This window comes from Rhizobium sp. BK313, from assembly GCF_014193655.1.
Taxonomy (GTDB): domain Bacteria; phylum Pseudomonadota; class Alphaproteobacteria; order Rhizobiales; family Rhizobiaceae; genus Rhizobium.
This window is the reverse complement of sequence record NZ_JACHZQ010000006.1, coordinates 18,753-39,209: the sequence shown is the minus strand read 5'-3', so window position 1 is coordinate 39,209 and position 20,457 is coordinate 18,753. Positions and strand designations below refer to the sequence as shown.

Below are 20,457 nucleotides of genomic sequence, written 5' to 3'. Positions count from 1 at the left end.
AGGGCCGGTTTCGAATTGTGCCATTGGACTCAATCTGTCCGCGCCAAGACCTGCTCCAGGTTTGCAAAAAACTGCTGCCACCCGTACTTGGCGCCCTGGTAGGCCTGCTGCTGATCTGGCCGGAAGCCCGACTGCTCCATGCGCAGGTGGGTCCCCGTGCTCGTTGCGGTGAGGGTCCAAGTGACTACACTCTCGAGACCATAGGCGGCCCAGGTGTAAGACAGCGTTTTGTTCGGCTCGATTGCGAGGACCTGACAGTCGACAGCGCCCCAATCCGCGCGAAGATTGAAACGGTGATCCACAACAGGCTTGAAGTCGTTCTTCATCAGCCAATCCTCGATCAGGTGTGGTTGGGTGAGCGCGCGCCAGATCTTTTCTGGCGGGTAAGGTATTTCACGTTCGACAATAACGGAGCGCGTTTCGGTCGCAGTATGGGTCACTGGTCCATCCTTTTCAGCAGGTCTTCGAGTTGGTCGAATCGGCTTTGCCAAAACCCGGCCATTTGGCTTGTCCAATCGATCAGGGGACCCAGGGCGCCGAGCTGCGCACTATAGTGCGTCTGGCGACCTTCGTGGCGGTCGCGTACCAACCCGGCCCGCTTCAGGACCCCAAGATGCTTTGAGACGACCGGTTGCGAGACCCCGGCCCGAGCCGTCAAGGCCCCGACGGTCTTCTCTCCTTCGCGGCACAACCGTTCGAAAAGAGCCCGCCTGGTCGGATCGGCGAGCGTTCTGAAGAGCACATCGTGATCGTTGGACATTTGGGATCTATACCCTGTTGGCTATTGATTGACGTATAGCCGCGGAGCTATACATGAGTCAAGCGGGAGCGCGGAGCGACATGGCGATCCTGACACAGAAGCCACCAGCGGTCGCGCGTTATTCTTCAGCGATTGAGATCAGTCGGTCACGATGCAAGCAGCATGGCTCCTGGACAGGGATGTTTGCGCTTACCATACCTCGCCAGCTATGCATCGTGCATCACCTTGTTGAGCATGCGCGGCCGCGGCGGTGTGGTGACGAGCGCCATATGGCTGCCGTCCGCAGATGTCTGCGGAATTCAACTTCGCAAACAGGGCATGGGAAATGTCACTTCTCACGGTCCCGACTTGGCAGTGGATGAACGAGCTGTGCCGTGCCCCGTGCATTAGAGTGGCTGTATGAATGGCTTGTTCGGGTGGTGTTCAGATAAAGCGCCCTATCTTCCATCTATATTGCCGACATCAGAAGGAGTGAAAGATGTTTGGACGTTTCGCAGGGATTTCCTACATCGCGTTGGCCGGATTGGTTGCGTCACAACTGCTTCCCTCAGTCGCCGTGGCGCAGTACTACGACGACGATCAGGACTACAGGCCGCCGCAGTGGGATCGCCGCCAAGATAATCAGGACTGGGGTCGCCCGCCGAGGGATTGGGACCGCGGTGGTTGCAGCCGGCGCGATCTCGTGGCCGCCGCCCGTGACGAAGGCTTTCGACGCATCGATTCCATCCAAATGAACGGACGCCGCATTATCGTTCGTGGCTGGAATGACGGCGGGCCCGACCGTATGGCCTTTGCCAACAGACGTGGTTGCCCGGTTATCGACTAGCGCGCGAGGTCCCCTCGTCACCAGCCGAGGTAGCCGGCAAACGCACGTACATTCCAAGGACGGCTTCGGCAGGATAAGCTCGGGCGAGAAAGGCGGCTCTCGTCGATCATGTCCGGTAGCTTGATGAGAATGAGAAATGGGAAATTGGGTTAGCGGGTCATTCTGCGGTGACACGGGTGAAACGGCTTGTCGGTAGCGTGTTATGAGATCGACGCCATCCACCACTCGCCCAAGCCGACGGGGAGAAAAGCCCCGACACGCCGTATTGCTATCCGAAATCAGTGAGGCCCGACATGGGATGCCGGGTCTCGATTGCGGGGTTAGTCGCAACGCCGCATCGTCTTTGTGATCTGACCACCGTCTTCGTTCGTGCGGGTAATGCTCTTGGTAACGCACCGGTCGCGATTGTGATAACGATCGCGATCGCGGACCTTGCCGACCGAAATGCCCTGATCGCTGATGATGATGCCGGCGCGATCACGATGGTGCTCCTGATGATAGCCCTCGTCGTAGGAAGGGCCACCAATGATGACGTCGTCTGCCAATGCAGGCGCAGCCATGGAACACACAGCTAGAGCTGCCACCGCGCATCCGATGATTGTATATCGCATTTGTCTATCCTCCTTGCTTGTATATTTAAGCAACGATTGAGGAAGGACATGGTTCCAACATTTGACTGCCATCGGATATCGAGCTGAGACGGGGTGGGGCCGTCCAACTGTCGATTATCAACGATTGACACCCGTGCGGGCGGCGGCTTCAACGCCAGCCGAGGGCAGGGGCGACGTGGCTCAGAATTGCTTCGATGACATGTGCGTTATAGTCCACGCCGAGCTGGTTGGGGACGGTCAAGAGCAACGTGTCGGCCTCGGCAATGGCCTCATCCTTCGCCAGTTGCTCGATGAGGGCGTCGGGCTCTGCGGCGTAGCTGCGACCGAAGATCGCCCGGGTTTTCTCATCGATAAAGCCGATCTGGTCTTCGTTCTGGTTGCCGTATCCGAAGTAGGCGCGGTCGCGGTCGTCCACCAGTGCAAAGATGCTGCGGCTGACCGACACCCGCGGCTCGCGTTTGTGACCGGCCGCCTTCCAAGCCTCGCGATACACTCTGATCTGCTCCGCCTGCTGAACGTGGAAAGGAAGCCCGCTCTCATCATCCTTGAGCGTGGAGCTCTGCAGGTTCATACCAAGCTTTGCCGCCCAGGCCGCGGTGGCGTTCGAGCTTGCGCCCCACCAGATCCGGTCGCGCAAGCCTTCCGAGTGCGGCTCGATGCGTAAGAGGCCGGGTGGATTTGGGAACATCGGCCGCGGGTTGGGTTGCGCGAAGCCTTCGCCGCGCAACACATCGAGCAGGACCTCGGCGTGGCGCCGGGCCATCTGGGCGTCGGTCTCGCCCTCGGCGGGTGCGTATCCGAAGTGTCGCCATCCATCGATGACCTGTTCGGGGGACCCACGGCTGATGCCGAGCTGCAGGCGCCCGCCGGCAATGATGTCGGCAGCACCCGCATCTTCGGCCATGTAGAGCGGATTCTCGTAGCGCATGTCGATGACAGCCGTGCCGATCTCGATACGGCCGGTCTTGGCGCCGACGGCCGCCAGCAGCGGAAACGGCGCGCCGAGCTGGCGGGCGAAATGATGCACGCGAAAATACGCGCCGTCCGCGCCCAGCTCCTCGGCGGCGACGGCGAGGTCGATAGACTGCAGAAGTGCGTCGGATGCCGATCGCGTCTGCGATTGGGACGAGGGCGTCCAGTGACCGAACGATAGGAAGCCGATTTTCTTCATAGTCCTGTAGCCTCAAAAGTGTGACATGCGCAGCTTAGCCTCTTGGCACAATTCCAGCTCGACACACAGCTCTCTATTGCTCTCTGCATCCTGGAGAGATGGTCCTAATGCAGCACAAATGAGGCATTACCAGATATGTTTGGAATCCGCAGTTCTCTGGCAGAGAAACGGAGCGCCGATCACTTGGCCAAAGCATAGATTTCGGCTGGCCGAGTGACGCCCTTAAGAGAGAAGGTGCCCACTTTTTCGAATCCGGCTTGAAAGTGCGATACAAAAGCTCCGGATGCCAAGAGGCTACGGTCAACGGTGTCGCACAGCTTCTCCATACGAGCCGCTTCGTTGACCGCCTTTCCGATCGCTGTGAAATCGAGGCGGCGGGCAGCGCCGACGTTTCCATAGAAGACCTCGCCGACATGCAGGACGATATCGACGAGGATTTCCGGCTGCTCGGCCTCCAATCGCCTGCGATTGACTGCGGCATTGGCTTCCATTGCCTTCTTGGCTGCCGACAGGGTCCGGTGGCATGCCTCGGCGGGATTTTCCATGTCGGCCGGAAAAATGGCGAGCAGGCTGTCGCCCATGAATTTCAGGATTTCGCCGCCATCCTGCTCGATAGGCTGTCCTATTGCCTCGAAATGCTCGTTCAGCCAGGCAATGATGTGGCCCGGCGCATGGTTCTCGTTGAGCGAGGTAAAGTTCTTGAGGTCTGCAAGCAGGATGGCCGCATAGATGGCCGCGCCTTCCCCTCGCTGTGTTTGTCCGCTGAGAATTCGCCCGCTGGTGCGGGTGCCGGTATAGACTGCGAGCATATCCGCGGCGACGCGTGTTGCCGCGATCCGGTAGCAGGCAAGCGCAAGGGCGGGCAGAAATATATCGAGATCGGCAATTTGTTTTTCCGTGAAACCCGTGGGACCCTCACCGGCCAGAGAAAATCCGACGCCCGCCAAGGCAGTTCCTTCGGGGTAGGCGATGAGCTTCAGCAGGTAATCGCTCGCCCCCAGATCAGCCAATTCCGTCAGGAGTGCGTAGGCTGCAGTGTTCTTATCGGTGGGCAGCCTCCAGCGACCAAATTGGAGACCGTTCGACAGAAGATAGGAAATGGGCGACCTGCGGAACATCTCCTGACCCGCGTCGTCATGACCCTGAACCTCCACCGAAATGCTCGAAGTTCGCGACCATGCGACCGTGACGCCCCTTTGCAGGGGATCGATGGTTGGCATCGTAATTGAAGCTCGAAGAAGCGGATATCCAAGCATCATCAGCCGCTCTGCGACGCCCTTCAGAATATCGCCGATATTGTCCGTGGACAGGCCTTTGCCGATGATCCAGCCGACCAGTTCCTGCAACTCCCGCATTTCGGATGTCCTTGAGGTCCGCCGAATCCAAAAGTATGGCTGACAAAGCCGATCCTTCAACTGCGAAAAATCGGACGCTCGAGCTGGAAGTCAAGCTCCGGCGTCCATTCGGTGCGCTTTCCTGACCTACAGTCTCGCCACCATGCGCACGCCCGCGATCGGCACATGCCGCCAGCTCATGCCTTGTTAAATGGACGGGGCTACTCTACCAAAAGATCAGTTTGGCCCTGCGCTACCAAACGAGGAAATCGTGGTTTCTGACGATAGTTTTGCGTTTCTGCTGCCCGTTATCATGATGACGTTCGGTTTCGTGTTCCTGGCGCTATCCAGGCACGGGCACCGTCAGTCGACATCGTGGGCGCTTGGCTATCTCAGCGCGGGCGCTGCTTTCTCGATGCCCTTCGCTCCGGCAACGATACCCGCTCCCGTGCTTTCCTTTGTTGCCGATGGCCTGTTTACGGCAGCATTCTATTTCTATGGAAGCGCCCTTTTAATCCGCTTTCAACGATCGACGTTCGCCACGATTCGGTTGACGTTCTGCTTATTGACATACGCGGCGACGGCAGTTGCTGTTTTCGTCCTGCAAAATCTCGCCGCCGAACTGGTCATCAACGACCTGACATGCGCCACTCTTCTGACATTCGCACTGGCGATGGTGGTCGGGCGTCGAAGCCACACGGCCGATCATGCCCTGCTCATGATTGCGGGTCTGATCGTCGTAGAAACCATCGCTCGCAATGTCGCACTGGTATTTCTCGTCCCTTCCTACGGCAGCACGGAAAGCTTCCTGAATTCGCCATACGCTTTTGCCATGCAGGCCGGTGCATCGGTCCTCGCATTGTTCTTCGCCCTGTCTGCACTTGCTGCCTCGACCCTGGACGTGATCGCCCAGTATCGCAGTGCCGCAGACACGGATGTGCTGACCGGCCTGCTCAACCGCCGAGGCTTCGAGCGCGCGACGGAAGGGCTATCGGACAAGGTGCTTTCGTCCTGCGCTATCGTGGCCTGCGATATCGATGGCTTCAAACAGGTGAATGACACCCACGGCCATGCGGCCGGAGATGCCGTCATTCAGGAGCTTGCAACGCTGATAAAGGCCCGGCTGCCTCTAGATGGCATTGCTGCGCGTTTCGGCGGCGAGGAATTCGTCATTCTCCTGCCTGATCACTCGCTCGACGCTGCAGCTCAATTCGCCAACGGGCTTCGAACAACCTTCGCAAATGTCGATCGACACGGCATCGGCATCAACCGAGCGGTAACCGCGAGCTTCGGCGTTGCCACGAAAGACCACAACGAGCATGACCTGCGGGATCGCATTTCGCGCGCCGATCTGGCGCTTTACGCCGCCAAGGAAGCCGGGCGCAACCGCGTAATGCTCGATGGAAAGCCCCCACGCGACGCGACGGGCATCCGGCTTGCCGCGCAATCGGCAACGTCCGGAGGGGGCCGATGAATGTTCGGCTATATGAATTCGCGGCTCACAGTGTGCCTGAGGCGACTATGCTCATGCGTGGCTTGCCTGCTCTTCGTATCGATCGAGTGTGGCGGAAAGCATCAGCGCGATAATCTCAACCGTCGCGTCGGCATTTGCCGGGCGATGCTGCGGATCGAATCCGACACCAATGACAACCGTGCGGTCGGATTTGGTTGGCGCTGGCCAGAAATCGAACCGTGATTGATCGAAAGGATAGACACCCGCAGTCACGATTTCGTTCGACACGGCCGCCATCTTTGCTGCGTCTCTCTCCAATTGGGTAAGCTTCGTTTCGCCTTCGATCTGCAGTTCCTCGTCGTCTCGAACGAAAATAATCGCGGCCGGAGCCTCAAAAAGTGACGCCAGGACGGATCGGGTAAGATCCGTTGCCTCTCGTGCAGATCTCGAGGCAATCATCTGGCGTGCGTAAACCTGCATTTTGGCCTGATGAAAATGAAGGCGATCAAGCTCGGCCGAGTCGTGCCGCTTTGTCGATGCAATGGTGCTTGTGACGCAGCCGATGACGAACAGCAACGCGATAGCCCAGATGTTGGAAGTATCCGCGACGGCGAGTGAGAAACGGGGTTCAGTGAAGAAGAAATTATAGGCAAGGGCTCCGAGAAGAGCTGAAAACAATGCTGGACCAAGACCGAACGCAACCCCACTCGCCACGACCGGCAGAACGTAAATGAGCGACAGATTGGGTATCGTCTCATAGCGATCAAAACCGGCGGCGATCGCGGTGGCCATTGCTGTCATGACCAAAGAACCAAGATACTGCACGATCGACGGCATATCTGAAAGGCCCAGATTGCGAGTAGCAGAATCCGCTGCCACGCCGGTTGCGACTTCATCGAGATGGTTGTTCGCGGACATGACCAGATCCTCCTTCCAAATGGAAGTGGTTTGCCGGGCATTTGAATTCCATGGGGAAACGTGGGGAGATTTATAAACATCGAATAAATGCGATGGGCGCACTTCCATCAATATGCAATATGAGGTTTCGTGCTCCGGATGCCGACACTACCGTCGTTTGGCAGCTAAACGGGCCGTCGACATATCAGGAAGACCCCGTCTAAAAGCCAAGCAACGCCGCTTTCGCCATGTGATATTCTCTTTCTGGGCGTTGGAGAGCATAGTTTCGTGGCGCAAGCGACTGGCTTCGCAACCGATACAGATAGAGCAGAATGGCAATATGGAGCGAACTATGCGGCGCATCATTCTTCTGGCAATCGTCGGTCTGATCACCTGTTCATGCAATCAGACGGGCACTTTTTCGTTGGAACCGATTCCGGGAAGCATCACCTATGGCGGCCAGCCGACGATGAAGCTCACGAAATCTCCCATTGGAAGCCAGGTCCCTCACCGTTTCACCGACCAGTGGGGAGACGAGGTTTTCGAAACCTATATCATCCAGCCGGACCGCAGCCTCAGATTGGTGGACCGGAAAATCATCCAAGAGCATTTTTCGGAACGCTGAAAAGTTCAGCAGCTCGAGCTCCATCATGGCGAATGACTAAAGGGGCCGGTCCGGGTGCTTGAATACCGGAATTTGTACTGATGCTCCAAGTAATTTAGGCAATTCTAATTGTATTCACTTTTTTGATGCAAGTCGATCGTTATGCAATATTGATGAATGATAAATAATTAAGCATGTTTGGATATCCTCGTATTTGGTCTTTACCGCGGGGGGCACTCATGGCGTCAATTCAGCATAAAATCATCATTGCAAGCGTCGCAATTTTCGTATTGGCAGGCGGCGCGACGGGTGTGGGCATCTGGTCGACATCCATCCTGGCCGAAAACAACGCCGAAGTTGCCCGTTCAGCACAAGTGCTTCGCAACCATATGCAGGCCGACATGATGCACGATGCGCTTCGCGCGGACGTGCTTGCGGCGCTGCTGGCCACCGACCCGGCTGCAGGCGTGGCCGCTGACGCGGTGAAGGCGGATTTGGCGGAACATGAAGCGTCGTTCCGGGAGATGATCGCGGCCAATAAAGCACTCGCAACCGATGCGGCTACGCAGCGCGTGCTGGCCGGTGTCGAACCGCCGCTTCTTGCCTATATCGACAGCGCCACGAAGATGGTCGACCTTGCCGGCAAGGACCCGTCTGCGGCGATGAAATCGCTGCCCGGATTCATGAAACAGTTTTCCGCTCTGGAAACTGCGATGGAACAAGCTGGAGATCAGATCAATGCGCTCTCCGAAGACATCACGAAACGCAGCGCTGATACGCAAGCTCTTGTCGATACGCTTTTGAAAGTGATCCTCGGGCTGACGGCGCTGTTTTCGGTCGGCCTCTACTTGTTGACCCGTATGTCGGTCACCAAACCGATGCTCGCACTCTCCAGCGATATGGAGAAACTTGCCGCTGGCGACACCAATATTGCCTGCAAAGGCGCTGGTCGTTCGGATGAAATTGGAACCATGGCATCGGCTGTCGAAGTCTTCCGGCAGGCTGCGATTGCCAACAGGCAGCTCGAACAGCAGGCCGAGGCAGCTCGGGTGGAAGCCGAAGCTGACCGGATCGCGGCGCGCAAGCAGGCCGATGAAGATGCCGGTGCGCGCCTTCGCGCGGCCACATCAGGCCTCGGCGCCGGGCTGAAAAGGCTCGCCTCCGGCGATCTTGCCTTTCAACTCGATGACCCATTCTCGCCAGACTTCGAGAGCCTTCGGCACGATTTCAACAGCTCGGTGAAGCAGCTCGGAGATACGCTCAGTGCAATCTCAATGGCCATCACGGCGATCGATGACGGCACGAAGGAGATTGCATCGGGCGCCAACGACCTTTCCAGACGAACTGAACAGCAGGCGGCATCGCTTGAAGAGACTGCCGCGGCACTCGATCAGATCACAGTCAATGTGTCGAATTCGAGCAAGCGCACCGACGAGGCTCGCACGGAAGCCACAAAAGCAAATCACAGCGCGGCAAAGTCCGCTGAGGTCGTTTCGCACGCCGAAGAAGCGATGCGTCGCATCGAGGCCTCCGCGCAACAAATCTCGAGCATTATCGGCGTCATCGACGAAATCGCATTCCAGACCAACCTTCTGGCGCTGAACGCCGGCGTCGAAGCCGCTCGCGCCGGGGACGCCGGCAAGGGTTTTGCCGTGGTCGCCCAGGAAGTGCGCGAACTCGCGCAAAGATCGGCTCAAGCTGCAAAGGAAATCAAGGGACACATTCAGAAGTCCTCGGCTGAGGTTGAAAGCGGCGTGAAGCTGGTTCTTGAGACGGGTCAGGCTCTGAAGACTATTGGCGAACAAATTGCCGACATCAATCAACATATGAACGCGATCGCCACCTCGGCCAAGGAGCAGTCAACCGGACTTGCCGAGGTGAATGTCGCCGTCAATTCCATGGACCAGACAACACAGCAGAACGCAGCGATGGTCGAGCAATCCACCGCCGCGTCGGCCAGTCTTGCCCTGGAAGCGGCAAAGCTTCGCGATCTTGTCGCTCAGTTCAAGCTGCAGGCGGCTTCAATGCAATCCGTTGCATTTCGGCGCGGGGTAAACGGGATGGCCGCCTAAGCTGCTTTTCCTGCTCTGATATCCTGCGTCCTGGCGATCCGGCTTTCGTGATACGGGATGAACGCTGGCGCGTTCAGGTCAGCGCCAGTATGCTGCGTGCGCGACCACGGCTCCGGGAGGCTTGCGCTCGACTGGCTGGCCAGAGGCAAACCTTATTCGTGATGAAGTCGATTGTCATCGGGGAGAACTGCTGACCGCATCTAGACGCAGCCGGTTTTGGCGAAAGTGATTTTCGCTTTCATCATCATTGCGCAATGGTGAAGTGAAGAGAGCGGATCGACACATGCCCCAGGAAACCTTTTCATTAAAACAGCTTGCGCAAGGTAGCCGCCCAATCCGGATCGGCTTCCTGCTCGTTCCCGACTTTCCGCTGATGACGTTTTCTGCAGCGCTCGACTCGCTGCGCCAAGGCAACCGGCTGGCAAAGCGAAAGGTCTTCGAGTGGATTCTGATCTCGGCAGATGGCGGCCATGTCAAATCGAGCAGCGGCCTTGGGTTCGACATGGACGCCGCAATGACCAAAGCTCCTCGCTGCGATGTCGTGATCGTATGCGCGGGCATTAACTACGTCGATTCCTATGATCCCAATATTTTCGCCTGGCTCCGCCGCGTCTATTCGGAAGGCTGTATCCTGGGGGCAGTCAGCACTGCGGTCTTTTTTCTTGCAAAGGCGGGCCTGTTGGAGGGTCGTCGTTGCGCAATTCATTGGGAGTCGCTTGCAAGCTTTCGCAGCGAGTTTCCGAACTGCCTGGCCACCGACGACATTTTCGCGATTGACGGGCGGTTTTTGACATCGTCTGGCGGCACCGTCACCCTCGACATGATGCTGTATTTGATCGCAGCGGCCGAAGGTCGTGATCTCGCTTCGCAGATCTCGGACCAGTTTAATCATCCTCGCATCCGCAGGCAGGATGACGTTCAAAAGATGGACCCCGAAGGCCGGTTTGGCATTCGCAATGCGAAGCTCGGCTTCGTCATTCGCCGCATGGAGGCGAGCCTCAACGATCCAATCGAAATCACAGAGCTCGCCGACAGCGTCGCACTCTCAGTTCGTCAGTTGGAACGTCTTTTTCATGCCAATCTAGGTAAAAGCCCGTCGAAATTTTATATCGAGCTGCGCATGTCTCGTGCTCGCGAGCTGCTGGCAAACACCGAGCTTGCCATTGCGAACATAGCCGAGATTTGCGGCTATGAATCCACCTCCCACTTCAGTCGCATCTATCGCCAGCATTTTAACGAGAGTCCGGCCGCGACTCGAAAGGCTGAACCGAGGCTTGGCATGCTGGCACTGGGTTTCTAATGTCGATCGACGCGCAGAAGATGTCGATTCAGTGCATATCTCGAGGGCCTAAACGCTTCTATTTTTTTCCTGACGGATAGCTGGCGAACGAAAAGTTCGCAGCAGCCTCGGACCGATCACAGCAATCGTCGGCCGGGTTCAAAAAAATAAAAACGGAACAGCGTTGCGGCAACTTGGAGACAAAGATCATGGACAAAAGACAGCACCCCTATATCCCGACGCTCGTCGATGACCTGACGAGCGGAAGCATCAATCGACGGGATTTCCTACGCAAGGCGACCCTTCTTGGTGTGTCCGCGGCGGCGGCCTATACGCTGGCCGGGCTTCCGAACCCGGCGACTATCGCAAAAGCCGATGACATGCCCAAAGGCGGAAATCTTCGCATCGGCATGCGATGCATGGAAATCAAAGATCCGCACCTCGCCGATTTTGCCGAGAAGTCGAATGTCATTCGGCAGGTCTGCGAGTATCTGACCTTTACCGACAGGAACAACATTACGCATCCCTATCTCTTGGAGAAATGGGAGGTCAGCGACGACCTGAAGACCTGGACGCTGCATGTCCGCAAAGATGTCAAATGGCGCAAGGGCGGTAAGCCGCTCACGGCCGACGATGTCGTCTGGAACCTGAAACGCGTCAGCGATCCGGCAATCGGGTCTTCGGTACTTGGCCTGTTCACCGGTTATCTCGTGCAGGAATACGACGCCGGCGAGAAGGACGAAAAGGGCAACCCGAAGAAGTCGAGCAAGCTTTGGGCCGACAATGCGATCGAAAAGGTCGACGATTACACCGTCCGTCTGAATTGCTTCGCGCCGCAGATCGCCGTTCCGGAACATCTCTACCACTACCCGATGTTCATCATCGACCCGGCAGAGAATGGCGCTTTCGGTCCCGGTGCCAACGGCACGGGTCCCTTCGAACTTACCGAATATACGGTTGGCAAGGGTGCCAAGTACAAGGCTCGCACCGATTACTGGGGCACGGGTCCCTATCTCGAGACGTTCGAATATGTCGACCTCGGCGACAACCCCGGCGCGGGGATCGCTGCCATGGCATCGAAGCAGGTCGACGGCCTGTCGGAAGCCGACGCCGTGCAGATCAACGCGATGAAGAATTTCCCGCATGTTGCGGTCTATAAGGTCGAGACGACCCAAACCGTTGTCGCCCGCATGCATCCCGACGTGGAGCAGTTCAAGGATAAGCGCGTTCGCCAAGCCATGCGCTACGCAATCGACCGCGACAAGGTCATCCAAACGTCGCTCTTAGGTGCAGGCACTCCGGCCGAAGATCACCACGTCGCCCCGTCTCATCCGGAATATGCGGCGCTGCCGAAATATCCCCGCGATATCGAGAAGGCGAAGAAACTGCTCGCCGACGCCGGCTATCCCAACGGCTTCGAATTCGACATGGTCACGCGTCCTGATCCGATCTGGGAGCTGAACACGGCCCAGGTCCTTGCCGAACAGTTCAAGGACATCGGTGTCAAGATCAACATCAAGTCGCTGCCAAGCGCACAGTATTGGGAAGTCTGGACAACTGCCCCCTTCAGCTTGACCGCCTGGGGCCACCGACCGCTCGCCATCATGACGCTGTCGCTCGCCTACCGCTCGAATGCGGCCTGGAACGAGTCCCATTATTCCAACGCCGAATTCGATCAGTTGCTGACCCAAGCGGAAGGCATCCTCGATCCGAAGGAGCGCAGCAAGGTCATGGCGAAGATCGAGGCGATCATGCAGGACGACGGGCCGATCGTTCAGCCGTTCTGGCGCGTCTTCTCGACGGTGATGGACAAGAAGGTCAAGGGCTTTGAGCTCCATCCTTCGCAGTACATCTTCGCGCATCAATACGCGATCGCGGCGTAATCTCCCGGCCCGCGCCTGGCCGCCTTCGGGCGGCCGGGTGCGGTGCCGATGTCGACGGAATTGACGACCATGACGAAATTCCTGCTCAATCGATTGGCGATGATGCTGCTGACAATGCTTTGCGCATCATTTCTGGTGTTCGCAGTCTGCGAATTTACGCCGGGCAGCGTGGCACGCAAATCACTCGGGCCATTTGCAACGCAGCAGCAGGTCGACCTGCTGACCGAAAAGCTCAAGGCCAATGATCCCCTGCTTGTCCGTTATGGGCGTTGGCTTGGTGTTCTCGTCGGCGCCATTCCCGATCCGCTGCAAGACCCAAGCACGGGTCTGAATTTCAAGGATTCGCGCGGCGCGCAATATTTCGGCAATTTTGGCTATTCGACGCTCAACAAGCTGCCGGTTAACGACGTAATCTGGAACAGGCTCGGCAACACCGCGATTCTTGCCGGTCTCGCCTTTCTGCTGATCGTGCCGCTGTCGATCATCTTCGGCGTTCTCTCAGGCTTGAAGGAGGGCGGAGCGCTCGACAGGACGTTGTCGGTCATATGTATCACCTTCACGTCCATTCCCGAATTCGCCTCCGGTGTCTTTCTGGTGACCTTGTTCGTCATCCTCTGGCCGATCCTGCCGGGAACCAGTCCCCTCAACAGCGATGGCGGCTGGGCAATTCCCTATCAGTTCGTCCTGCCGGTCGCCGTGCTCGTGATCTATGACTTCGGCTATGTCGCCCGCATGATCCGCGTTTCGATGATCGGCGTTATGGAACGGCCCTATATCCGCACCGCCGTGCTGAAGGGCATGAGCACGCGCCGCGTCATCCTCGGTCACGCGCTCCGCAATGCCATGATCGCGCCTTTCACGGTGCTGCTCCTTCAAATCAACTTTCTCATCAGCGGCGTTGTCGTGACGGAGCTGGTCTTTGCCTATCCGGGCTTCGGCCGCCTGATCCTCGAAGCAAGCCTCTTCGGAGACATCTCGACGCTCGAGGCGGCCACGCTGATCACCGTCGCTATTGCCGTCGTTACGCAGTTGCTCGGCGACCTTGGCTACATGCTGCTCGATCCACGCATCCGTGTGAGGTAAACCATGGCGCTGCAAGACAATCTCGCTGAAGTCAAATTGGCACCTGCACAACGCCGTGCACGCCCGAATTGGATGCGAATCTTCTATTCCAAAACGGCGGTCGTCGGCCTGTTTCTGGTCGTCTTCTGGGTTGCCGCGGCCCTGCTTGCGCCGATCCTGCCGCTTCCGTCGCCGACCGATTCCGACGTCATGGCAATGGGCAATCCCTATCCCTCTGCAGCTCATTGGTTGGGTACCGACGTTCTCGGCCGTGATGTGCTCTCGCGGCTTGTCTTCGGTGCGCGAACGGTATTGTCCGTCGCGCCGCTTTCGGTTGCCGTCGCAATGATCGTCGGCATCACGATGGGTATGGTTGCCGGTTACTACGGCGGCTGGATCGACACCATCATCAGCCGTTTCTCCGACATCATCCTGGCGTTCCCGGTGCTGGTGATCTACGTCATCCTGATTGCCAATATAGGCCCATCGGTTCTGAACATCGTGATCGCCACGACGATCGCCTCGGCCCCTGGCATCGGCCGTATCACCCGCGGCCTGGTCCTTGGCCTCAAGGAGCAGGAATATATCGCCGCGGCTAAACTCAGGGCCGAGAGCACGATCTACATCATGCTGGTCGAGCTTCTGCCCAACTGCCGCAGCATGCTGATCGTCGATGCCTGCCTTCGCATAGGCTACACTATCATTACCATCGGTATCCTCGGCTTCCTTGGTCTCGGCCTGCCGCCACCGAATCCGGATTGGGGCGGGATGGTCAAGGAGAGTGTGACCGTTCTCAACGTCTGGCCACTGATGTCGTTGGTACCGTCTGCAGCGCTCGTCAGCCTCGTTCTTGGCTTCAACCTGTTGGCCGACGGTATGCGAGAGGCTTGGAAGCCATGAACCTGATCATATCCAGCCCTAAAGGAGCGGCTATGTCCGGCAAATCACCGTCCGATTCCGATACCGTTCTCGATATCAAGGATCTGAGGATCGAGTTCCGCGGGAAGAGCGAAACCGTGGTTGCCGTCCCCAACCTGTCCTTCAGCGTAAAGGCGGGAGAAAGCTACGGCCTTGTCGGGGAATCCGGTTGCGGCAAGAGCACGACCGCCATGGCGATCATGGGCTATCTCGGCAATACCGGCGTGATCGCCGAGGGCAGCATCCGCTTTGAGGGCAAGGAATTGGTCGGCTCCAGCGCGAAAGAGCTTCGCGCCATCAGGGGTCGCAGGATCGCAATGGTTTATCAGGACCCGATGAGCGCGCTCAATCCGGTCAAGACGATTGGTGCTCAGCTTGCGGAAGTGCCGCTGCTGCATCTCGGAGCCACGCGAAAAGAGGCCATGGAGATGGCTGCCGCCATGTTGGCGGATGTGCGCCTGCCGGATGCAGGCGATATGCTGAAGCGTTATCCGCATCAACTCTCCGGCGGCCAGCAACAGCGCGTCGTCATCGCTATGGCCTTGCTGGCGCGTCCGTCGCTGCTGCTCCTAGACGAGCCGACGACCGGCCTCGATGTGACGGTGGAAGCGGCCGTCATCGATCTCATCGGCGAGTTGCGTCGGCGCTACTCCACCAGCCTTTTGTTCATCTCCCACAATCTCGGGCTGATCGCCGAAACCTGCGATCGGGTCGGCATCATGTATTCCGGCGAAATGGTGGAGGAGGGGACGACGGGCGATCTCTTCCGCAAACCACGCCATCCCTATACGCAGGGGCTGATCGACTGCATTCCGGATATCGCGCATGACAAGCGTAGCCGCTCGCTTGCCGCCATCCCTGGCCACATTCCGCTGCCGCAGGAACGGCCGGTCGGCTGTTCCTTCGCACCGCGCTGTTCAAGTTTCACCGCCGGTCTCTGCGACCGGCCTGATCTCGAACTCGAAAATATTGGTGAAGATCATCTCGTGCGCTGCGCCCGGTGGCCGGACATGCACCGTGCCACCCCCCAACCGCTTGCAGAGATTGGCAATGCCCAAACGCAGACCGAAGCAATAGCGGTCTCGGATCTGACCAAGCTTTACAGGGTTGGCGCCAACAAAACGCTCAAGGCGAATGAAGCCGTCTCCTTCAGCGCCGATAAGGCGGAGATTGTCGCGCTCGTCGGAGAATCCGGCTGCGGAAAATCGACATTGGCGCGCATTGTTACGGGTTTGGATCGCGCGACGTCCGGACAAATTCGGCTGGCTGGGGAAAACATTGCCGAACTCCAGGCGCGAGACCGTCCGCGCCACCTTCTGCAGTCCGTCCAGATGATTTTCCAGAATCCCGACAGCACGCTCAATCCGTCGCATTCCGCGGCGTTTTCAATCCGGCGCTCGATCAAGAAGTTCGGTGTCCGAAAGGGCAAGGCGGCGATCGAGCAGCGCGTGGGCGAGCTTCTGCAAATGGTGCGCCTATCGTCGGCTGTTGCCGACCGCAAGCCAAACCAGCTCTCCGGTGGACAGAAGCAACGTATTGCCATCGCCCGCGCCTTTGCCGCCGATCCATCGCTGATCGTCGCCGACGAACCGGTCTCCGCGCTCGACGTCTCGGTCCAGGCCGCCGTTGTCACGCTGCTTCTCGACATCCAGAGAGAGAAGCACACCACCATGCTCTTCATCAGCCATGATTTGGCGCTTGTCCGCCACGTCGCCGACAAGGTGGTCGTGATGTACCTTGGCAAGGTCATGGAGCAGGGCACTGTCGAGGAGGTCTTCGGCGGGGGCACACATCCCTATACGGAAGCCCTGATTTCGGCGATCCGCAGCCCAAATCTCGACGAGAAGCCACGCGAACGCATTCAGCTTGGCGGCGATACGCCAAGCCCGGTCAACGTGCCCGCCGGCTGTCGGTTTGCAACGCGTTGCCACCGAAAGGTCGGCGGAATCTGCGATAGCGTCCCTCCGCCCATCCGCAAAATGTCGCAAACGCACGAGATCGCCTGTCATATCGATGAGGCGCAATTGCGCGCGACGCTGCCTGCGTTCGAAACATTGCCGGAAGGGCAGGTATAATCGTGGATCGATTGTCGTCATCCGTCGCAAGGCTGTGGCAGAAAGCGGAGCGCTCCCGAGCCATCCTGCCGATCATGGCAAGCATCTGTGTTGTCGGAACCGGCAACAGTTTGCTGACAACAGCGGTATCGCTTCATTTGAGCGATCCCGGCATCGATCCGCATGTCGTCCAGATTGTATTGACCGCTTTTCCGGTCGGCTTTTTTGCTGGTTGCCTTATCACTCGCTTCCTGGTTGGCAGCCTCGGCCACGAGCGGAGTTTTTTGCTTGTGTCTCTGCTGGCGGCGCTTGCGACATGCGGCTTCACCATGACGACGCTGATCCCCGTGTGGGTCTGCTTGAGGTTGGTGAGCGGGCTGTCGATGGCCGCCCTGTTCATCGTTTCGGAAAGCTGGATCAATCTTTATGCCGACCACCGCAATCGCGGCAGGTACTTTTCGCTCTATATGATGATGACCTCGCTTGCGGTGCTTTTTGGACAGCTGATGGTGGAAGTGGCCGGACCGCATTCGCCGCATCTATTCCTGATCGCAGCCGTTACGATCGTTTTGGGCCTCTTTTATTGCAAGTTCATCGGCGGCCGTTGGCCATCTCTGCCGGTATGGCAGCTGGAGCCGGACCCTTTGACGGTCGCTCCCTCCGAGCAGCGCTACGGCCTCTGGCGTCTCGCGTTGCTTGCGCCAGTGACCATCGTTGGCGTGTTCCAAGCGGGCATGACGAACATGAATGTCTTTGCCATGACGCCGATATATGGCGGTCATGTCGGACTCCCCGCGGTAACGGCCGTCGGGTTGGTCACTGCGTTCAGCATTGGCGGCATGCTCGCACAGGCGCCGATCGGCTGGCTGTCGGATCGTTTGGACCGTCGGCTGATATTGCTTGTGCAGGGTATCCTCGCCGCGTCGCTCTGCGCTGCGATCGTCTGGGCAGGAAACCGGTTCGCACCGTTGCTGTTTGTGCTCTTCTTCGCCTACGGAGCGACGGCGCTGACGATCTACCCCGTTGCGATTGCCTTTGCCAATTCGCAGATCGAAAGCCGCCATATGGTGTCGGCGTCAGGCGGGCTGTTGTTGCTCTATTCAATCGGCAACGTCATGACGCCAGGGGTCGCCGCCGATCTGATGGAGCGCGTAGCGCCGCTAATGCTGTTTGTCATGCTCGGTAGCGGCGCCGCGTTCGTCGCTGTCGCTGCAAGTTACAATCTTCTGCGCCGTCGCGCGTCTCTTCCAAGAAGCGTTGGATCAGATTGCATAGCCTCGGGAATAAGCGAATGAGCAACGAACCTGTTTTTGACCTCGTGATCCGCGGCGGCCGCGTGGTGCTGCCGAACGACACGCGTGAACTTGATGTCGGGGTACGCAATGGCGTGATTGCCGCTCTCGGCTCTGATCTGCCGAAGGGCAGCCAAGAGATATCGGCCGAGGGACGCCTCGTGCTGCCCGGTGGCGTCGACAGCCATTGCCATATGGATCAGCAGCCCTGGGAGGGAAAGGCGACTGCCGACGACTTCAATACGGGCACATTGTCGGCACTCTGCGGTGGAACGACGACGGTCGTCCCCTTTGCGATGCAGATGCGCGGCCAGTCGCTGCGCGACATCGTCGAGGATTATCATGAGCGGGCAAGGCCGAAAGCGCATATAGACTACGGCATTCATCTGATTGTCGGCGATCCGTCGCCCGAGGTGCTTCGCGACGAGATTCCGGCGCTGATCGCCGAAGGCTGCACCTCGATGAAGATCTACCTGACCTATGACGGGCTGAAGCTTGATGACTACGAGGTCCTGAACGTCCTCGATCTTGCCCGGTCCGAAGGCGCGATGGTGATGGTCCATGCCGAGAACGACGCCTGCATCCGCTGGTTGACTGAAAAGTTCATCGCGGCCCGCAAGACGCAGCTTCGCTATCACGAAAAGGCTCATTCCGCGATCGGCGACCGTGAGGCGACCCACCGCGCCATCAGCCTCTCGGAACTGATCGAAACGCCGATCCTTGTCAGCCATGTTGCCGCTGGTGGCGCGGTCGACGAAATACGCCGTGCGAAAGCGCGCGGCCTGCCCATTTATGCCGAGACATGCCCGCAATATCTCTTCCTCTCTGCAGAAGACATCGACACGCATGATCTTTCCGGATCGAAATGCGTTTGCACACCGCCGCCACGCGACAAGTCCAATCAGCCGGCGATCTGGGACGGCATTCTGGATGGCACGCTCGAGGTGTTTTCCTCCGACCATTCGCCGTGGAATTACGCTGACAAGATTGCAGGCGGCCCGGATACCCCGTTCCATCGGATTCCGAACGGCATCCCCGGTATCGAAACACGGCTGGCGCTGCTGTTTTCGGCTGGCGTCAATGGCGGCCGGATCTCGCTGCAGAAGTTCGTCGATCTCACATCGGCGGCACCAGCCCGCCTCTTTGGGCTCTATCCGCGCAAGGGTGTGATTGCCGTCGGCTCCGACGCCGATCTCGCCATATGGGATGCCGAGCGTGTCGTCACGATCAGCAACGACCTTTTGCACCATGCTACCGATCACACGCCCTATGAGGGGCAGACGGTGCGCGGCTGGCCCATCATGACCATCTCGCGCGGCGAACTGGTCTGGGATGACGGCAAGGTGCTGTCGCAGCCGGGGCGCGGGCAGTTTATCCCCCGCCAGCGGCCTTTTCCGCCGCAGCAGGCTCTTTCGCGGATTCTTGCGTCATGAGGCAGGCCGACAATCTCATGGCCGAAAGGCCCGTAACCGAAAGACTCACCGGAAAGGTGATCATGATCACCGGAGCGGCCAGCGGTATAGGCGCTGCGATCGCACGCCGCTGTGTGGCTGAAGGAGCGAGCGTCGTCTGCGCAGATCATTCGTCGGATGCCGCCACAAACCTTGCCGAAGCTTTGGGAACCGCCGCCATGGCTGTCCGCTGCGATGTCACCGACCAAAGGTCGATGGAGCGGGCGGTGGAGGCCGTGCGTGCTCGCTTCGGACGTCTCGACGGCTTGGTGCACAATGCAGCCGCGCCGTCGCTGGATGGTACGGTGGTCGATCTCAGTGAAGAGCAATGGCGGCTGGAAATCGACGTCAGCCTGACAGGGGCCTTTCTTGCAAGCAAGTTTTCCATACCGCTGATGATATCGGGCGGCGGCGGCTCGATCGTGTTGATCGCCTCGCAGTTCGGCCACGTCGCGACCCGCAAGGCGGTGGCTTATTGCGCGGCCAAGGCCGGCCTTATCCATCTCGCCAAGGCCATGGCTGTCGATCATGCCGCCGATGGCATTCGCGTCAACAGCCTGTCGCCAGGGGCAGTGGCGACGCCAAGACTTCTTCAGCGCTGGCCCGATCTTGTGGCGGCCAATGAAAGTCTCGGGCCGGCGCACCTGCTCGGACGGATCGGACAACCGGATGAGATCGCTGCTGTGGCAGCCTTCCTTCTTTCCTCCGATGCCTCCTTTGTCACCGGCACCGACCTGCTCGTGGATGGCGGTTATGCCACTCGCTGAATGTCCTTCACACGATAAAATGG

At 58.6% G+C, this 20,457-nt stretch carries 18 protein-coding genes; 12 read left to right on the top strand and 6 right to left on the bottom strand.

The window, feature by feature from the left end; genetic code table 11:
- Positions 1-29: 29 nt before the first annotated feature.
- Both FHT86_RS26605 and FHT86_RS26600 read right to left on the bottom strand, forming a co-directional pair.
- Complete coding sequence (locus FHT86_RS26605) at positions 30-440, bottom strand: SRPBCC domain-containing protein (RefSeq protein ID WP_133710194.1); 411 nt, start codon at positions 438-440, stop codon at positions 30-32.
- Positions 437-760, bottom strand: a complete 324-nt coding sequence (locus tag FHT86_RS26600; RefSeq protein ID WP_133710195.1) for a helix-turn-helix transcriptional regulator — start codon at positions 758-760, stop codon at positions 437-439. The genes FHT86_RS26605 and FHT86_RS26600 overlap by 4 nt, the downstream gene beginning before the upstream one ends.
- Before the next feature lie 478 nt (positions 761-1,238).
- Between FHT86_RS26600 and FHT86_RS26595 the strand changes: the two genes are divergently transcribed.
- Entirely contained in the window at positions 1,239-1,586 is a 348-nt protein-coding gene (locus tag FHT86_RS26595; RefSeq protein WP_133710196.1) for a hypothetical protein, read from the top strand.
- Between the two features lie 320 nt (positions 1,587-1,906).
- Here the strand turns inward: FHT86_RS26595 and FHT86_RS26590 are convergent, their stop codons facing one another.
- The 3 genes from FHT86_RS26590 to FHT86_RS26580 all read right to left on the bottom strand — a co-directional run bounded on the left by FHT86_RS26590 (position 1,907) and on the right by FHT86_RS26580 (position 4,723).
- Positions 1,907-2,197 carry a hypothetical protein gene (locus FHT86_RS26590; protein WP_133710197.1) on the bottom strand — a complete coding sequence of 97 codons (291 nt, stop codon included), beginning with the start codon at positions 2,195-2,197 and terminating at the stop codon, positions 1,907-1,909.
- 148 nt (positions 2,198-2,345) lie between these two features.
- Positions 2,346-3,368 carry an LLM class flavin-dependent oxidoreductase gene (locus FHT86_RS26585; RefSeq protein ID WP_133710198.1) on the bottom strand — a complete coding sequence of 341 codons (1,023 nt, stop codon included), beginning with the start codon at positions 3,366-3,368 and terminating at the stop codon, positions 2,346-2,348.
- Between the two features lie 179 nt (positions 3,369-3,547).
- The gene (locus tag FHT86_RS26580) at positions 3,548-4,723 is read right to left on the bottom strand and encodes an adenylate/guanylate cyclase domain-containing protein (RefSeq protein ID WP_133710199.1); all 1,176 of its coding nucleotides are present in this window, start codon (positions 4,721-4,723) and stop codon (positions 3,548-3,550) included.
- 250 nt (positions 4,724-4,973) lie between these two features.
- On the opposite strand from FHT86_RS26580, the gene FHT86_RS26575 reads away from it, so the two are divergent.
- Positions 4,974-6,176: a sensor domain-containing diguanylate cyclase gene (locus tag FHT86_RS26575; protein ID WP_133710200.1), complete on the top strand. Its 1,203-nt coding sequence runs from the start codon at positions 4,974-4,976 to the stop codon at positions 6,174-6,176.
- Positions 6,177-6,227: 51 nt separating this feature from the next.
- Here the strand turns inward: FHT86_RS26575 and FHT86_RS26570 are convergent, their stop codons facing one another.
- On the bottom strand, positions 6,228-7,181 hold the full coding sequence (locus FHT86_RS26570; protein ID WP_246779678.1) for a DUF4118 domain-containing protein: 954 nt from the start codon (positions 7,179-7,181) through the stop codon (positions 6,228-6,230).
- A gap of 223 nt (positions 7,182-7,404) precedes the next feature.
- On the opposite strand from FHT86_RS26570, the gene FHT86_RS26565 reads away from it, so the two are divergent.
- From FHT86_RS26565 to FHT86_RS26520, 10 genes are all read left to right on the top strand, one after another.
- Positions 7,405-7,677, top strand: coding sequence for a hypothetical protein (locus FHT86_RS26565; RefSeq protein ID WP_133710201.1), 273 nt, complete (start codon positions 7,405-7,407; stop codon positions 7,675-7,677).
- Positions 7,678-7,895: 218 nt separating this feature from the next.
- The gene (locus tag FHT86_RS26560; RefSeq protein ID WP_133710202.1) at positions 7,896-9,728 is read left to right on the top strand and encodes a methyl-accepting chemotaxis protein; all 1,833 of its coding nucleotides are present in this window, start codon (positions 7,896-7,898) and stop codon (positions 9,726-9,728) included.
- A gap of 247 nt (positions 9,729-9,975) precedes the next feature.
- The gene (locus tag FHT86_RS26555; protein ID WP_246779677.1) at positions 9,976-11,028 is read left to right on the top strand and encodes a GlxA family transcriptional regulator; all 1,053 of its coding nucleotides are present in this window, start codon (positions 9,976-9,978) and stop codon (positions 11,026-11,028) included.
- 188 nt (positions 11,029-11,216) lie between these two features.
- Positions 11,217-12,890 (top strand): ABC transporter substrate-binding protein, encoded by a 1,674-nt coding sequence (locus FHT86_RS26550; RefSeq protein WP_133710203.1) that lies wholly within the window; start codon positions 11,217-11,219, stop codon positions 12,888-12,890.
- Positions 12,891-12,938: 48 nt separating this feature from the next.
- Positions 12,939-13,973 (top strand): ABC transporter permease, encoded by a 1,035-nt coding sequence (locus FHT86_RS26545; protein WP_246779676.1) that lies wholly within the window; start codon positions 12,939-12,941, stop codon positions 13,971-13,973.
- A gap of 3 nt (positions 13,974-13,976) precedes the next feature.
- Positions 13,977-14,852 (top strand): ABC transporter permease, encoded by an 876-nt coding sequence (locus FHT86_RS26540; protein ID WP_133710204.1) that lies wholly within the window; start codon positions 13,977-13,979, stop codon positions 14,850-14,852.
- Complete coding sequence (locus tag FHT86_RS26535; RefSeq protein WP_133710205.1) at positions 14,849-16,945, top strand: ABC transporter ATP-binding protein; 2,097 nt, start codon at positions 14,849-14,851, stop codon at positions 16,943-16,945. The genes FHT86_RS26540 and FHT86_RS26535 overlap by 4 nt, the downstream gene beginning before the upstream one ends.
- 2 nt (positions 16,946-16,947) lie before the next feature.
- Positions 16,948-18,219 (top strand): MFS transporter, encoded by a 1,272-nt coding sequence (locus FHT86_RS26530; RefSeq protein WP_312862523.1) that lies wholly within the window; start codon positions 16,948-16,950, stop codon positions 18,217-18,219.
- A complete protein-coding gene (gene hydA, locus FHT86_RS26525; RefSeq protein WP_133710206.1) occupies positions 18,216-19,649 on the top strand; it encodes a dihydropyrimidinase in 1,434 nt (477 codons plus the stop codon). The genes FHT86_RS26530 and hydA overlap by 4 nt, the downstream gene beginning before the upstream one ends.
- Positions 19,646-20,434, top strand: a complete 789-nt coding sequence (locus FHT86_RS26520; protein ID WP_246779674.1) for an SDR family NAD(P)-dependent oxidoreductase — start codon at positions 19,646-19,648, stop codon at positions 20,432-20,434. Before hydA ends, FHT86_RS26520 begins: the two co-directional genes overlap by 4 nt.
- Positions 20,435-20,457 lie beyond the last annotated feature (23 nt).